The organism is Saccharothrix sp. CCNWYY140 (assembly GCF_037401995.1).
GTDB lineage: Bacteria > Actinomycetota > Actinomycetes > Mycobacteriales > Pseudonocardiaceae > Actinosynnema.
On the sequence record NZ_JBBEGC010000041.1, the window covers coordinates 19,681 to 36,237 of the forward strand.

The following is a 16,557-nucleotide window of genomic DNA, read 5'->3' on the forward strand; positions in this document are numbered from 1 at the left end:
AGATGGGTGATCGGGACACCGCGTTCGCGGAGTACTTCGCGGCGCGGTCCGAGGCCATGCGCGGCACGGCGTACCTGCTGTGCGGCGACTGGCACCGTGCGGAAGACCTGGTGCAAACCGCGTTCGCGAAGCTCTACGTGGCGTGGAACCGGGTGGACCGGCACGAGGCACTCGACGCCTACACCCGGCAGACGCTGGTCCGGACGTTCGTGTCCGACCTGCGCCGCGGGTGGTTCCGCAAGGAGCGCGTGAGCGACACGACGCCGGAGGCCGCGAGCGTCGGTCGTGGGTCCGCGGAGGACCGGTTGGTGCTGTTGGACGCACTGGCCAAGGTGCCGCCGCGGCAGCGCGCCGTCCTCGTCCTCAGGTACTGGGAGGACCTGTCGGTGGAGGAGACCGCCAGGGCTCTCCGCTGTTCCGAGGGAACCGTGAAAAGCCAGGCCGCGCGGGGGCTGCAGACGCTGCGCGGCCTGATCACCCCGCAGCAGGGAGAAATGGTGCGATGAACGAGCACGAGCTGAAGAGCGCGTTGCAGGACGCGGTGGTGGCGAGCAGCCCGCCGCCCCCGATGAGCCCGGCCGAGGCCGTGGCGGCGGGACGGGCGGCCCAGCGCCGCCGCAAGGCCGCCTGGGGTGGTGGGGTGGCGGGGCTCGCCGTGGTGGCGATCGCCGTCGGTGCGGTGCTGGTGCCGCAGCTCACCGGTGGTGCGAACACCGAGGCGGGCGGCGCGCCGCCGCTGACCACGTCGGCGCCGCCGGCCCCGCCGTCGGTGACGGGGCCGTCGGTGACGCTGACCCAGATGCCGTCCAGCGTCCCGCTGGACCCGTCGCAGACCAAGCCGGAGTGGCCCGACGGGCAGACCGACCGCACGGCCCGCTCCGGACCGCGCGCGGACAAGTCCGTCCAGGCGCTCAACGACCTGGGCGCGTCGCTGCCGGCGACCTTCCAGGCGGTGGACAAGACGCCACTGACGCCCCCGGGCGACCCGGGCGAGACCTGGTACGGGCCGATGCGCTACACGCAGTCGCAGTTCGAGGACTACTACGACGGCGGCAAGGAGATCTGGGAGTACCTGGGCACCACCCCGGTGACCCAGCAGGGCACGTCCGGCGTCGGCAAGCTGTGGATCATGGTGCTCACCAAGGGCAACCGGTTCGCCGACGTCGACTCGCCGTGCAAGGCGGCCGAGGCGGCGTGGGCGATCCGCAGCGGTGAGTGCGCGGTGCGGACCGTCGGCGGCAAGCAGGTCGGTTACGTGACGGCGACGCCCACCAGCGGCGGCCCGATGGACCGCAACGACCTCGACGAGGTCGCGATCCACCGGCACGACGACGGCACGCTGGTCGTGATCGGCCAGGCCAAGGAGTTCTACCGGACCGGCCACCCGGCGCTGTCCGGGCAGCCGTTCACCGCCGACCAGCTCTCGGCGCTGGTCACCGACCCGAAGTTCCACCTGGACTGAGTCGGGGAGGACCCGGGGGGCCGGTCCGGTGACCGGCCCCCCGGGGGTACTCCATCCGGGTGTTCGGGCAGGTACCGTCTCGTTCTGCCATGCGGACCCTGCTCATCGACAACTACGACTCGTTCACCTTCAACCTGTTCCAGTACCTGGCACGGGTGAACGGGCGGGAGCCGGTCGTCATCACCAACGACGACCCGGGGTTCCGGCTGTCCGACCTGCGCCGGTTCGACAACGTGGTGATCTCGCCCGGTCCCGGGCGCCCGCAGAACCCCGCCGACTTCGGCCTGTGCCGCGCGGTGGTCGACCACGGTGACCTGCCGCTGCTGGGCGTGTGCCTGGGCCACCAGGGGCTGTGCCTGGCCCACGGGGCCACGGTGGGGCTGGTGACCCCCCGGCACGGCGTCGTGGACCTCGTCCGGCACACCGGGGTGGACGTCTTCGCCGGGCTCCCGTCGCCGCTGCCCGTGGTCCGCTACCACTCGCTGGCCGTCACGGACCTGCCGCCGGAGCTGGAGCGGATCGCCTGGTCGGACTCCGAGGACGTCCTGATGGGCGTGCGGCACCGGTCCCGGCCGAGCTGGGGTGTGCAGTTCCACCCCGAGTCCATCTGCACCGCGCACGGCCACGACCTGCTGGCCAACTTCCGCGATCTCACCGGCGGCTTCTCCGCCGCCACGCCCGAGCCGCCGCCACCGCCGGCCGCGCCGCCCGTGGCGCACGAGGTGCTGGTGCGGCGGCTGGACGTCCACCCGTCCCCCGAAGCGGTGTTCCAGGCCCTCTACGGGGCCTCCGGGGACGCGTTCTGGCTGGACAGCAGCCTGGCGGGGGAGCGGGGCCGGTTCTCGGTCATGGGGGACGCCGGCGGGCCGCTCGCGCGCGTGGCGACCTACGACGTGTGGACCGGCCGGGTGCGCGTGGGCGACGCCGAGTACACCGGGCCGTTCCTGTCGTGGCTGGAGGACGACCTGGCGGCGTGGCGGGTGGCGCCGCCGGACGTGCCGTTCGACTTCGCCCTGGGCTGGGTCGGGTACCTGGGGTACGAGCTGAAGGCCGAGTGCGGTGGCGAGGCGACCCACCGTTCGGAGCAGCCGGATGCGGCGTTCGTGTTCGCCGACCGGGCCGTCGTTTTCGACCACCTTGAGCGACGCGTGTACTTGCTGGCGCTGTCCGACGAGGATGGCTGGCTGGACCGCACAGCGGCGTTCCTGGGCGGTTTCACCGAGCCGCCGGTCGTGCCGCCGGTGCGGGCGCGCGCGGAATCCGTCCAGCTCAGGCACGGCCGTGCGCACTACTTGAAGTTGGTCGACGCCTGCCAGGAAGCCATCACCGCGGGCGAAAGCTACGAGGTGTGCCTGACCAACATGGTGACCTGGCGGGGCGCGGTGGACCCGTGGGACGCCTACCGGTTCCTGCGCGCGGAAAGCCCCGCGCCGTTCGGGGCGTTGCTCCGTTTCGGTGCACTCTCGGTGCTCAGCACTTCACCCGAGCGGTTCATCCGGGTGGACCGGCGCGGTGTCGTGGAATCCGAACCAATCAAGGGCACCCGCCCGCGCGGCACGACGCCCGCGCACGACGAAGCTTTGCGCACAGCCTTGGCGACCAGCCCGAAGGACCGCGCCGAGAACCTGATGATCGTGGACTTGGTGCGCAATGATCTGGGCCATTGCGCGGAAGTCGGCAGCGTCGAGGTGCCCAGGATCTTCGCGGTGGAGACCTACGCGACCGTGCACCAGCTCGTCAGCACCGTTCGGGCGACACTTCGGCCGGGCAGTTCGGCGGTCGCGGCGGTTAGGGCGGCGTTCCCCGGCGGGTCCATGACGGGTGCGCCCAAGATCCGGACAATGCAGATCATCGACGGGCTGGAAGCGGGACCGAGGGGTGTCTACTCGGGTGCGCTCGGTTACTTCTCACTGTCCGGAACGGCCGACTTCAGCATCGTCATCAGGACGCTGGTGGTGGACCGGGACAAGGTGAGTTTCGGGGTCGGCGGCGCGGTCATCGCCCTGTCCGACCCGGCGGAGGAATTCGAGGAGACGGCCGTCAAGGCGACCGCGCTCCTGCGGCTGCTCGACACGGCCTTTCCGGGCCGCGCGAATCCCTCGTCAAGCCTCTGACCAGCGGTTTCCCCCTGCGGCCCACCCGTGGGCGACCGCAGGGGAAACACCGGAGCCGTTCAGGACGCGTGGGCTTCCTGGAACTGCACCACCAGGCCCTGGGGAATCCGACCGCGGTCGGAGATCTGGTGGCCCTGCGCGCGCGCCCAGTCCCGAATGGCCTGGGCCTGGGCCTTGTCACCAGCCTTTACCGTGCTCTTGCCGCTGCCCTTGCGCTGCTTGCGGCCACCGGCGCGACGCGCCTTGGCGACGAAGTCCGCCAGGGACTCGCGCAGCTTCTCCGCATTGTCCTTGGACAGGTCGATGGAGTACTCCACACCGTCCAGCGCGAAGGTCACGGTCTCGGCGGCTTCGCTGCCGTCGAGGTCGTCGATGAGTTGGACGACGGTCTGCTGTGCCACTGTTCCTCCGTGTGTGCTCGCATAGCGCGTGTTGCCGTCGACTTGTTCTGCGCCACACGCTCCGGTCGACACCATAGTGCACGGAAGGAATATCGCCTAACCTTTCGTACCGAAAATGTGACTGATGCCCCCGGACGGGTCATTTCGAGCCGTTAACCACCACCCGCGAAATGTGAGGCCACCCTTCGGAGGTCCGCGTGGTGCCCGTCACACCCGGTCGAGTGGCCTATCCTGGAGGGCGAGGTACCCGCCCAGGGTAGGGAAGGCCGGGAGCGATGCACGGTTACACAGCGGACAAGGACGCGTTCCTCAAGCGCCTGCGCCGCATCGAGGGCCAGGTCCGCGGTCTCCAGCGGATGGTGGAGAACGACGAGTACTGCATCGACGTGCTCACCCAGATCTCGGCGGCCACCAAGGCCCTCCAGGCGGTCTCCCTGGGCCTGCTCGACGAGCACCTGAAGCACTGCGTGGCCCAGGCGGTGGCCGAGGGCGGCGAGGTGGCGGAGGAGAAGCTGGCCGAAGCAACAGCCGCAATCACCCGCCTGGTCCGTTCCTGAACCCACCCGCCGGCCCCACCACCCTGATCCAGTAGAGTGCACACCGCCGGCCCCCGTAGCCCAATCGGCAGAGGCAGCGGACTCAAAATCCGTCCAGTGTGCGTTCGAGTCGCACCGGGGGCACTCCAGCCGACCAGCCCCTGACCCACCCCGTGCGGTCAGGGGCTGATCTTGTTCCGCGCCACGTGCGCCCCTTCTCGGCTCTGAGCCATTTGCGCAAATCCCGAACAGCTCGTTGCGCGTGCCGTGGCGGGCAGGCGTGGGCTTTCCACCGGCTGCCGCGGCGGAGTCGCGTCCACGATGGACTTTGTCGTTGGTGAGGACCGCGGCACCGGCCCGCGCGGGGTCGTGGAGGTGGCCGGTGTTCTCGCATCGGCTTCTACCGGGAGAACGTCGCCCCCCCAAGTTCTCGCAAGGGCACTCGCCTGAGCCGGAACGTCCTTCGTTGGGTCACAACATCGGCGGTAGCAGTCGGTAGCTTTCGGTGTAGTAGTCGCCAGTGCGGCGGCGGTAGTCGTCGGGGTCGGTGTCCGGCTCGTACTCCGGTGCGTTCTTGATCTGCTCCTTGGTGCGGTCGACGTAGACCTTGCGCTCGTCGTGGTCCACGCGGTGCACCGTGCCCACCGGCAGGACGACCTTGTGCCCGAAGATCCACGGTCCGGTGTCGACCATCAGGCAGTCGGCGGGCACGAGGGCGTTGTCCTCGTCCACCTTGCCGATCCCACCGTCGGTGGCCTCCACCTCGTACCCGATGAGCCCGGTGTCGGGCCGCTCGGCGGGGTCGGTCGCGTCGGTCGTGTCGGCCCCGGCGTCCCGCTCACCCAGCCAGGACGGGTCCCGCCACACAAAGGGCACGAACGGAAACGGCTGCATGTCACCCTCCTAGAGTCCGACATCCACCCCTCCGGCTACCCCTTCGCCCTCAGCGGAACACTTGCGTCACCCCCGGTGTCAGCGTCCAAGATCGGTCCATGACCTCTTTCGACCCGCACGCCCTCCTGTCGGAAAGCCGCCTGGGCGTCCTGGCAACCCTCAAATCCGACGGCCGCCCACAACTGTCCCCGGTAACCCCGTTCTACGACCGCGAGGCCGGCACGATCCTCATCTCCACCCGAGAGGGCCTGGCCAAGACCACCAACCTCCGCCGAGACCCAAGGGCAGCCCTGGAGGTCACCAGCGCCGACGGCTGGTCCTGGGCCACGGCGGAAGGAACGGCCACCCTGACCGGCCCGTCCACCGACCCCCACGGCCCAGAGGTGGACGCCCTGGTCGCCTACTACCGCTCAGCAGCAGGCGAACACCCGGACTGGTCCGAATACCGCTCGGTGATGGTCTCCGACCGCCGCGTCCTGATCACCCTGAGGGTGCAACACGTCTACGGCGCCGACGTCCGCTGACACCCAACACGGAACACGACGACCGCTGCTGCAAGCCGATTCCTCCGGGCGGTTGGGGTCGACGATGTCGCCGTGCCGAGCACCTTCGAGATCACGGCCGGCGACGAGCCTGCCTTGATCATGGAAGCACCTGGTGAAGTCCGCAGCTTGTTCTCCGCGGATGACTCCACCCCGACCGGCCGTTCGACCGACCCCACCGCCCAGAGGTGGAAGTACACGTCTATAGCGCCGACGTCCGCCGGTACCCAGCACGGAGCGTGATTGACCCGTTCGGTCGCTGCAGAACCGAGTGCAGCCCGTCATAGTCCTCAACGGGGTCGGGAATCTCGTTTCGGTGGGCCGCACTGCGTCGGCCTTGGGGGGCTTTAGTGAGATCGCGCGTCGTCGCGCGGGGTTTTGCCCTGCGCGCGTTTGTTGCTGCGCTTTTCCTCAGCGTCGTCGTCGCGCCCGGGGTGGCGCGGTCGGCACCCGTCGTCCCGGATTCCGCGCCCGATGAGGCGACGGCCGCCGGGTACGCGAAGGCTGCCGGGAAGCCGGTTCGGGTGGATTCGGCCACCACGGAGACCGAGGAGTTGACGGCCAACCCCGACGGGACCATGACCTACACCCAGCACGCACAACCGGTGCGGGTGAGGCGGGATGGCGGCTGGGTCCCCGTTGACCTGACGTTGGAACGGCGTCCGGACGGGACCTTCGCGCCGAAGGCCGCCCCGGTAGAGACCGTGTTCTCGCCGGGCGGGACCGGGTCGAGCGCCTCGCTGCTGGCGAAGGTCGTCGACGGTGAGCGGGAGATCGGCTTGGGGTGGCAGCGCGACCTGCCCGTCCCCACAGCCGACGGGGCCACCCTGACCTACCCGGACGTGCTGCCGGACGTCGACCTGAAGGTCGAGGCAGGCATCCGCGGCTTCAGCCAGGTCCTGGTGGTGAAGACCCGCGAAGCGGCGCGGAATCCGGACCTGGTGGCCATCGCGTTCCGGAACCACGCGAAGAACGTGACGGTGTCGAGCCCCGAGACCGAGGCCGGCCGGCTGGTCGCTACCGATTCTCAGGGCACGACCGTGTTCAGCGGTGACGCCTCGACGATGTGGGACTCCACGGGTGGGTCGGGCACGAACCACACCGACGGCCCGGCACCGGGTGACCGGCGCGCCGAACTGGGCGTAGACGTCGGGAGCGACACCCTGGCCGTCCGGCCCGACCAGCGGTTCCTGCTGGACCCGGCCACCACCTACCCGGTCGTGATCGACCCCTCCTACTCGTGCGACACCTGCGGTAAAGCGCACCACGTAGTGGTCATCGACCAGTGGCCCGAGGCGCGGGACCTCGACCGCACCGATGGCGCGTTCGCCGATCTCAAAGCCGGTTTCATCAACGCCGCCGAACTGGATACGAACAACAACGGCGTCGCCCGTTCGTACGTGCAGATGAACACCACCCACATGATCGGCAAGCAGATCCACGGCGCGACCCTGGGCCTGAACGTCATCCACACCTACTCGTGCTCGCCGTCGGAGACCGAGATCGGGCTCACCGAGACCATCGGCCCCGACACGAGGTGGACCGCACAGCCCGGGTGGGTCTACACGCTGGGCGAGCTCAACCACCGCAACAACGCGACCTTCTGCCCGGAGGCCCCAGGCGCGGAGGTCGTCGTCACCCGGGCCGTGAGCGACGCGGCGCACTACGGTTGGGGCCTCACCACCTTCGGGTTGCGGGCCAAGTACGAGGGTGAATTGAACGAGTCTTGGCGCAGGTTCGACCTCAACCCCTACCTCCAGGTCCACTACAACAGCTACCCGAACACCCCCACCGACCTCGGCATGGAGGCGTGGGGGCCGAACGCCACCGACCACTTGGCCTGCGCAGTCGGGGCGAACCGCCCGTACGTGGCCACGCTGACGCCGCGCCTGCGGGCGAAGGTGACGGACCCGGACAAGGGGATCCTCACCGACACGGGGTTCCTCGTGGAGAGGGGTCCGTCCGGAGGCCATGACCCGCTGACCGAGTTCGTCCGCAACGACGTGCCGTCCGGTTCCTTCGCGGAAGTCCCGGTCGCGGCGGGCACGTTGGTCGAGAACGGTCTCTACCACTGGTCGGTGTACACCGGCGACGGCAGCGTCCGATCGCCGCGGTCGGGTGACTGCGAATTCATCGTGGACACCGTCGCGCCGAACACGCCACTGGTGTCTTCCGCGGACTACCCGACCACGGGGTTCAACGGAACTGTCGGCAAGACCGGCATGTTCACCTTCAGGGTCAACGGCAACACCGGCTTCGGCGGTTCGATGGACGTGGCGCGCTACGGCTGGTCGCTCAACGACGACACCGCCGCCGCGACGTTCGCCGGCGTCACCACGGCCGACGGCACGGTGACGGTACCGGTCACGCCGAACCGCGAAGGCGTGAACGTGCTGCACGTGGCGGCGTACGACAAGGCGAACAACCGGTCGGCGACCAGTGCGGCGTACACGTTCAAGGTCGCGCCGCCCACGGGTCCCGTCGGCGAGTGGAAGCTGGACGAGACCACCGGCACGATCGCGGCGGACACCAGTGGGCGCAACCGCCCCCTGACGTTGAGCGGCGGCGGGACGTTTGGGGCGGGCTACGCCGGCAACGGTTTCGTGGGCAACGGCACGACAGCTGTCGCCGGGACTTCCAGCGCGGTGGTCGACACGTCGAGGTCCTTCTCGGTGGGCGCGTGGGTAAAGCTCGCCAACACCACCGGCGCGTACACGGTCGCGGGCCAGGACAACTCGTCGCACAGCCCGTTCTACCTCCAGCACGCCGAAGGTCGGTGGACCATGACCGCGGCGAGGCAGGACGGACTGGGTTTCGTCCGAGCGACCTCGACGACACCGTCGCAGGCGGGTGTGTGGACCCACGTCCTGGGCGTCTACGAGCCCGACCGCGCCACCGTCTTGCTCTACGTCGACGGCAGGTTCCAGGGTTCCACCACCCAGCCGCTGTGGAAGGTCACCGGGAGCTTCGTGGTCGGCGCGGCGCGGTGGCAGGGAGCGCGCACCAACCACCTGCCCGGTGTGATCGACCACGTCCGGGTGTGGGACCGGGTCCTGACCGCCGAGGAAGCCGCGAGGGAGGCGAACCTCGTCGTGCCGCGCGCCCGCTACCAGTTGGACGAGCGGACCGGGACCACCGCGCGGGACGAGGTGACCGGGGTGACCGCGACGCGCTCGGGTGGTACGACGTGGGCCGGAGCCGCGGATCCGACGTCACCGCCGGAAGAGAAGTGGCTCGCCTACGACGCCTCGGGAACCGGTCGGGTGGGCGTGCCCCGGCCGGCGGTCATGCGGGTGGACCGTTCGTTCTCGGTCGCCGCGTGGGTGCGGCTCAGCGGCTCCACCACCGGGACGCGGACCGTGGTGAGCATGGACTCCACCAACTTCCGGCCGTTCGATCTGGGCCTGGTCGGCGGCGGGTGGGAGTTCTCCATGTCGCGGCCGTCGATCGGGTCGATCAGGACCGTGTGGAACGCGCGCTCCGACCACCCCGCGGTCGCCGACGAGTGGGTGCACCTCGCCGCGACCTTCGACGCGCCGGCTGGGCGGATGTCGTTGTACGTCAACGGTGTCCGGCAGTCCACGTACGTTTTCCTCCAGCCCGACGGCAGTGGTGTCACCGGCGCCACCGACTCCAGTGCGCCGCTGTCGATCGGCGGCGCCACCTCGGGGACCACGGTCTCACACGTGTGGGCAGGCGACATCGACGACGTCCGGATCTACTCCGGGGTTCTCGACACGAACGCCGTTCGTGACCTCGCACTCGGCACGCAGCACATCTGACCTGTTTCGACTTTGCCACGAGGGGCTTGTGATGAGTGCTGCCGCGAAGAAGGCGGGCAGGAGAGCCGTCGCGCTCGCAGTCGTGTCGATGATGGTGATGTCCACGGCGCAAGCCGTCGCGGCTCCGGGTAACCAGTACTCCTGGGAGCTACCGGCGCTCCAGAAGGAGAACCCGGTCGCCGCGCAGACCGTGACAGTGGGTTCGGTGCCGCTCGACAGCGCGGCGAACGCGGTCGTGCAGAAGCCGGTGGAACCCGCCACCTACTGGCCCGCCGCCGCGTCCGGCCAGGTCGACCTCGGTGCGGCGGGGACCACGCCGGCGCAGGTGGCCGCGCAGGCGGCGGGCACGCCCCTGCGAATTCCCGGCACCCCGCTCGCCGTGGGGTTGGCCGCGGCGGCACCGCCGGGCAGCAAGATCGTCAAGGGGCAGGTGCGCGATCGGGTCGGTTCCGCGTTGGTGTTCACCCTCGCGGACGGTGGCGGCGCCACCGGCCTGCCGTTGGTCTTCACGGTCGACTACAAGGCGATCGCCAAGGCTTTCGGCGGTGACTACGGGTCGCGCCTGCGCCTCGTGCAGTTGCCCGCCTGCGCCGTGACCACGCCCGCACTGGCCGCCTGCCAAGTCCAGACACCGGTCGAGGCGGCGGCCAACAACACCACCGCCGGGGCGCTGACCGGACGCACCACGCTGGGGTCCACGCCGACGGTGTTCGCGGCGGTGGCGTCCGCCTCCGGACCGTCGGGCAGCTTCGCGGCCACCTCCCTGGCGCCGGCGGGCTCCTGGACCGCCGGCGGCGCGTCCGGTGACTTCACCTACAGCTACCCGCTGCGGGTTCCGCCGGCGATCGGTGGCGCGGCCCCATCGGTGGCCCTCGGGTACTCCGCGCAGAGCCTCGACGGGCGCACCTCGTCCACGAACAACCAGGCTTCCTGGGTCGGCGACGGCTGGGACATGTCGCCCGGCGGGTACGTCGAGCGGCAGTACAAGCCGTGCAGCCTGGACCTGGGCGGCAACAACGGACAGACCAAGACCGGTGACCAGTGTTGGGCCACCGACAACGCGACGATCAGCCTCGCCGGCGTGTCCGGGAAGCTGGTCAACATCCCGGGCACGCAGGAGTGGCGTGCGCAGAACGACGACGGCGCGCGGGTCGAACGGCTCTTCGGCGCGGCCAACGGCGACGACAACGGCGAGCACTGGAAGGTCACCACCACCGACGGCACCCAGTACTTCCTGGGCGCCAACCGGCTCCCCGGCTGGACCGAGGGCAAGCCGGAGACGCGGTCGACGTGGACCACGCCGGTGTTCGGCAACCACGATGTCGAGCCCTGCCACCAGCTCGGGAACTTCGACGGCTCCTGGTGCCGGCAGGCGTACCGGTGGAACCTGGACTACTCGATCGACCGGCACGGCAACGTCACGACGTACTACTACAACCAGGAAATCAACAACTACGGCCGCAACTCCGACCCGGCCAAGGGCACCCCGTACGTGCGGGGCGGCTGGCTGGACCGCGTCGAGTACGGGTTGCGCGACGAGAACTTCTACGCCGCGCCCGCGGCGAAGGTGAACTTCGAGACGGCGGAACGGTGCCTGCCGACCGCGACGGTCACCTGCGACCCGGCGCAGCTGGGCGACGGCACCAAGTCGTCGTGGCCGGACGTCCCGTTCGACCAGATCTGCAAGGACGGCGAGTCCTGCACCCACCGGCTCACGCCGTCGTTCTTCTCCACCAAACGCCTGACGAAGGTCGTGACGCGGGTCGCGCAGGCCTCCGGCGGCTACCAGGACGTCGACTCGTGGACGCTGGAGCACCAGTTCCTGGCCACCGGTGACGGCCTGGCCCCCGCGCTGAACCTCCGCTCGATCGTCCACACCGGACTGGTCGGGGGCAGCGCCGCCCTCCCGGCGACGGTCTTCTCGCATCGGTCCCTGGCCAACCGCGTGGACATCGGCGGGGACCACCGGCCGCCGATCACGCGGTACCGCATCGAGGCCATCACCGGCGAGGCGGGCAGTCACACGCAGATCACCTACGCCGACGCGGACTGCGCGATCGGCTCCCGGATGCCGGCGTCACCGGAGTCGAACAACCTGCGGTGCTACCCGACCTGGTGGGCGCCCGACGGCGCGCGCGAGCCGGAGCTGCACTGGTTCCACAAGTACGTCGTCGCCTCGATTGTCGAGGACGACCGCACCGGGGCCTCGCAGCTGGTCAAGACCCGGTACACGTACATCGGCGACCCCATGTGGCACTTCGACGAGAACGAATTCGCCGACCCGGAGCGCCGGACGTGGTCGCAATGGCGGGGCTACGAGACGGTCCGCACCACCAAGGGCGAGACCCCCGGCCCGCAGACGGTCACCGAGGTCCAGTACCAGCGGGGCATGGACGGCGACCGGCTACCCGGTGGTGCCGTCCGCGACGTGTGGACCGAGAACAGCGAGAAGGAGCGCGTCGAGGACGTCGAGCGCCTCCGCGGGTTCGTCCGCGAGACCCGGCAGTACAACGCCGGGGAGCTCGTGTCCGCCTCGGTCAACGACCCGTACCTGCCCGACACCCCCACCGCCACCGACGCCGCGGGCAACAAGGCGTTCGTGACCGGGAACGCTTCCGTCCGCGGGCGCACGAAGCTGTCCGACGGGACCTGGCGACGCACAAGAGTGGACAAGCAGTTCACCGCCGAAGGAATCGCCTGGCGGGTCGAGGACCACGGCGACACCGCGGTGCCCGGCGACGAGTCGTGCACGACCTCGACGTTCGCGCGCAACGAGGACTTGCGGCTGCTGACGCTGGCGCACCAGGTGGAGACGGTCAAGGGCGACTGCTCAGTCGCGGCTTCGCCGACCACGATCCTCTCCCTGGCCAGGTCCTACTACGACGACCAGCCGCTCGGCACGCCCCCGACCCGCGGGTTGATCACCAAGGCAGAGGTGCTCGACAAGTGGGACGCCTCCGGTCAGTCCTGGGTGATGGCGTCGCGCGCGACGTACGACAAGTATGGCCGGCCGCTCGACGTCCACAACGCCGACGACAAGAAGACCACGACGACCTACACGCCCGCGGACGGTCCGCTGACGGAGATGTCGAGCACGAACCCCCTGGGCCACGTGTCGAGGGAGTTCCTCAATCCGGCGTGGGGCACCTCGGTCGCGTCATCGGACGTGAACAACCGCCGTGCCACGCTCAAGCACGACCCGCTGGGCAGGCTGACTGCCGCCTGGACGCCCGGCCGCGACCCGGCGACCACCAAGGCCGACGCCGAGTTCGAGTACCACTACAACAACGACAAGGCCAGTGTCGTCGTCAGCAAGCGGTTGCAGGACAACAACCAGTACCTGTCCGTGTACACGCTCTACGACGGCTTGCTGCGGGAACGGCAGACCCAGTCGCCCGCGCCCAACGGCGGTCGCCAGGTGTCGGACACCTACTACGACTCGCGTGGCCTGCCTTACAAGGCCAACGGCGTCTACTGGAACAGCGGTGCCCCCAGTGGCGCCCTGACCGGCGCGTTCGACAACGAGGTGCCGGGCCAGACCATCACCGAGTACGACGGCATGGGTCGCCCGGTGAAGGCGACCTTCCGCAAACTCGGCGTGGAGCAATGGTCGACTGTCACGTCCTACGGCGGCGACCGCGTCCACACCACTCCGCCGCGCGGCGGCACTGCCACGACCGTGATCACCGACGCGCAGGGCCGGGCACTGGAGAAGCGCCAGTACACCGACGGCCTCGGCACCCCCTACGACGCCACGAAGTACACATACACCGCCGCGGGCCAGTTGGAGACCGTGACCGACCCGGCGGGCAACGTCTGGCGCTACACCTACGACCTGCGCGGTCGCGTCATCGCCACCGACGACCCGGACACCGGTCACAGCACGACCACCTACACGGTGCTCGGCCAGATCGCGTCGACGACCGACAGCCAGGGCCGGACGATCGCCAACCGCTACGACGACCTGGGCCGGCAGACCGCCCGCTACGAAGGCTCGACCGCGGGCAAGAAGGTGGCGGAGTGGGAGTACGACACGCTGACCGGCGGTGTCGGCCTCCCGACGCTGTCGCGCCGCCTGGTCGACGGCCACGCCTACGAGCGCAAGGTCTACAGCTACGACCCGGCTGGGCGACCGACCGGCGAGACGGTGACGATCCCGACCGTGGAGGGTGTGCTCGGCACGACCTACACCCTGCGCCAGACGTACACGCCGACGGGCAAGCCCTTCGTCACCCAGTACAACGCGGTGGTGTCCGGCGGGAAGACGATCGTCCCGCGTGAGGCCGTCGGCACGTACTACAACGACATCGGCTTGCCGAACACCACGCAGGGCAACGAGCTGTACGTCGCGCACACCGGCTACTCCAGCTTCGGCGAGGTGTTGCAAGAGGTCTACGGCAGCGAGGACGCGGCGGCGAAGAACGTCTGGGTCACCAACACCTACGAGACCGGCTCACGCCGGCTGACCCGCACGCAGGTCGACCGCGAGACCCAGACCGACAGCCGGATCGCCGACCGGAACTACACCTACGACCAGGCGGGCAACATCACCCGCATCGCCGACACGCCGCAGGGACGGCCGGCGGACATCCAGTGCTTCGCCTACGACTACCTGCGCCGGATGAACGAGGCGTGGACCCCGTCGTCCGGAGACTGCGCCCAGACCCGCTCGGCCACGGCGTTGGGCGGCGCGGCCCCGTACTGGAACTCCTGGACGTTCGACAAGACGGGCAACCGCCTGACCGAGACCCAGCACAAGGCGGCCGGCGACACGGTCCGCACCACCACCTACCCCGCGGCCGGCGCACCGCAGCCGCACACCGCGCGGTCGGTCACCACGACCGGCCCCAACGGCACCTCGCTGGACACCTTCGACTACGACAACACGGGCCGCACCAAGTCCCGCAAGATCGGAGGCGACGAGCAGAAGCTGGAGTACGACGCCGAGGGCAACGTCTCCCGCATCGTCAACCCGGACGGCAAGGAGTCCCGCTACCTCTACGACGCCGACGGTGGTCGGCTGATCTCACGCGAACCGTCGGCGACGACGCTGCACGTGTTCGGCCAGGAGATCCGCCTGGACACGGGCACCACGACACCGTCGTGGACGCGGCAGTACAGCCACAACGGCCACGTGGTGGCGGTCCGCAACAGCGTCACGGGCCTGAAGTACATGGTCGGCGACCACCAGGGCACCAACCAGTTGGCGGTGACCGCCGGTTCGATGGAGATCGCCCAACGCCGCCAGACCCCGTACGGCGCGCTGCGCGGCGACGTGCCGCCGTGGCCGGACAAGTTGGGCTTCGTCGGCGGCCGTAACGACGAATCGGGCCTGACCAGCGTGGGCGCCCGCCTGTACGACTCCTCCTCGGGCCGCTTCCTGTCGGTCGACCCGGTGATGGACAACAACGACCCGCAGCAGCTCAACGGATACGCGTACGCCAACAACAGCCCAGTGACTTTCAGCGACCCGACGGGCATGATCCGCGACTGCGGCCCCGACGGCGTCCTGTGCGGCCGCAACCCGGCGGTGTTCGACGACAACAACGACACGTACGACCAGGAACGCAACTATTACCGGTGGCGTGAACGGGCGTGGCAGCAGGCCTCCAACGACGCCGACGCAGCGACCCGGGCGGGTCTGGCCGAGGCGGGCATCAGCTGGGAGGACTACCAGCGCGCCCTCACCGACGCCCACAAGACCAAGTGGGACGTCATCAAGGAGGTCGCCTGGGAGGTCTTGAAGGACATCTCGGGCTGGAACGACATCGTCGACTGCTTCACCAAGGGCGACATCTGGGGTTGTGCGGGCGTTATCACGGGCTTGGTGCCTTGGGGCAAGGTCGGGAAGATCCTGGAGGCGGGTTACAACGCGCTGAAGGCGGTCAATCGGCTAGCGAAGATCATCGACAAGGCGAAGGGTGTGCTGCGTCGGGTCCAGGCGATCACCGAGAAGGTGTCGGCGGCGATCACGGAGAAGTTCAACAAGCTGACCGCCGACCGACCTCCGGCGAATTGCCTGTTCAAGCACAGCTTCGTCGCCGGAACGCTCGTTCTGATGGCGGACGGGTCGACGAAGCCGATCGAGAAAGTGGAGATCGGCGAGAAGGTCAAGGCCACGGATCCGTCGACCGGCGAGACCACGGACCGCGAGGTCGTTCGCGCCATCGTGCACGACGACGAAGGCGACATGACCCGCCTGACCGTCACGGCGGAGGATGGCGCCACCGGCACGATCGACGCGACCTCTTGGCACCCGGTGTGGGTTGGCAGCGAGAACGGGTTCGTCGCCGTTGGTGATCTCGAAGCGGGGCACGACCTCGTCGCGGCGGATGGCACGAAGCCGAAGGTCGTCGATGTTCGAACATTCGTACAGTTCGAGCCTGTCTACGACCTCACCGTCGCCGGGGTCCACACGTACCACGTGGTCGTGGCATCCGCGTCGGTCCTTGTGCACAATTGCGGCGATGGAGACGACGTTCACCTCGACCTCACCTACATGGATGAATGGAGCGATGAGCAGATCGCGGCGGCTGATGCCAAGGTCGAGCACCTCAACGGTGTCGACCTGGTTGTCTCCAAACCGCAGAGGGGGTCGAGGTCGGCTTCCACCCGGTACCGTGGTGATGGCAACGCGGTACCGGACGGAAGCGATGTCGATCACATGACCGACCTGCAACTCGGTGGTGCTGACACCGTGAACAACATGAGTCCGCTGGATCGTTCGGTCAACCGGTCGCTTGGTGCGCAGATCCATGCTCGGATCAGGCATCTGCCCGCCGGTACCCGGATCTGTGGTATTTCCATCTGCGAGAAATGAGGCCGG

Annotated in this window: 9 protein-coding genes and 1 tRNA gene; 8 read left to right on the plus strand and 2 right to left on the minus strand. The window is 69.2% G+C overall.

Annotated elements, in window-relative coordinates:
* The first annotated feature begins 2 nt into the window (after positions 1 to 2).
* The 3 genes from WBN91_RS19660 to pabB all read left to right on the plus strand — a co-directional run bounded on the left by WBN91_RS19660 (position 3) and on the right by pabB (position 3,576).
* Positions 3 to 506: a SigE family RNA polymerase sigma factor gene (locus tag WBN91_RS19660; protein WP_337725310.1), complete on the plus strand. Its 504-nt coding sequence runs from the start codon at positions 3 to 5 to the stop codon at positions 504 to 506.
* On the plus strand, positions 503 to 1,462 hold the full coding sequence (locus tag WBN91_RS19665) for a hypothetical protein (RefSeq protein WP_337725309.1): 960 nt from the start codon (positions 503 to 505) through the stop codon (positions 1,460 to 1,462). The genes WBN91_RS19660 and WBN91_RS19665 overlap by 4 nt, the downstream gene beginning before the upstream one ends.
* An 89-nt stretch (positions 1,463 to 1,551) precedes the next feature.
* The gene (pabB, locus tag WBN91_RS19670; RefSeq protein ID WP_337725308.1) at positions 1,552 to 3,576 is read left to right on the plus strand and encodes an aminodeoxychorismate synthase component I; all 2,025 of its coding nucleotides are present in this window, start codon (positions 1,552 to 1,554) and stop codon (positions 3,574 to 3,576) included.
* Positions 3,577 to 3,635: 59 nt separating this feature from the next.
* On the opposite strand, the gene WBN91_RS19675 is transcribed toward pabB, so the two are convergent.
* A complete protein-coding gene (locus WBN91_RS19675) occupies positions 3,636 to 3,977 on the minus strand; it encodes a histone-like nucleoid-structuring protein Lsr2 (RefSeq protein WP_121227072.1) in 342 nt (113 codons plus the stop codon).
* Positions 3,978 to 4,252: 275 nt separating this feature from the next.
* Here WBN91_RS19675 and WBN91_RS19680 point away from each other — a divergent pair, with 275 nt between their 5' ends.
* Together WBN91_RS19680 and WBN91_RS19685 are read left to right on the plus strand one after the other, a co-directional pair.
* Positions 4,253 to 4,534 carry a metal-sensitive transcriptional regulator gene (locus tag WBN91_RS19680; protein WP_337725307.1) on the plus strand — a complete coding sequence of 94 codons (282 nt, stop codon included), beginning with the start codon at positions 4,253 to 4,255 and terminating at the stop codon, positions 4,532 to 4,534.
* 49 nt (positions 4,535 to 4,583) lie between these two features.
* Positions 4,584 to 4,657 (plus strand) — tRNA-Leu (locus WBN91_RS19685).
* Between the two features lie 327 nt (positions 4,658 to 4,984).
* Here WBN91_RS19685 and WBN91_RS19690 read toward each other — a convergent pair.
* Positions 4,985 to 5,407 (minus strand): PRC-barrel domain containing protein, encoded by a 423-nt coding sequence (locus WBN91_RS19690; protein ID WP_337725306.1) that lies wholly within the window; start codon positions 5,405 to 5,407, stop codon positions 4,985 to 4,987.
* A 98-nt stretch (positions 5,408 to 5,505) separates the two neighbouring features.
* Here WBN91_RS19690 and WBN91_RS19695 point away from each other — a divergent pair, with 98 nt between their 5' ends.
* The 3 genes from WBN91_RS19695 to WBN91_RS19705 all read left to right on the plus strand — a co-directional run bounded on the left by WBN91_RS19695 (position 5,506) and on the right by WBN91_RS19705 (position 16,551).
* Positions 5,506 to 5,931 (plus strand): PPOX class F420-dependent oxidoreductase, encoded by a 426-nt coding sequence (locus tag WBN91_RS19695; protein WP_337725305.1) that lies wholly within the window; start codon positions 5,506 to 5,508, stop codon positions 5,929 to 5,931.
* A gap of 368 nt (positions 5,932 to 6,299) precedes the next feature.
* Complete coding sequence (locus WBN91_RS19700) at positions 6,300 to 9,731, plus strand: LamG domain-containing protein (protein ID WP_337725304.1); 3,432 nt, start codon at positions 6,300 to 6,302, stop codon at positions 9,729 to 9,731.
* Between the two features lie 31 nt (positions 9,732 to 9,762).
* A complete protein-coding gene (locus WBN91_RS19705; RefSeq protein ID WP_337725303.1) occupies positions 9,763 to 16,551 on the plus strand; it encodes an RHS repeat-associated core domain-containing protein in 6,789 nt (2,262 codons plus the stop codon).
* Positions 16,552 to 16,557 lie beyond the last annotated feature (6 nt).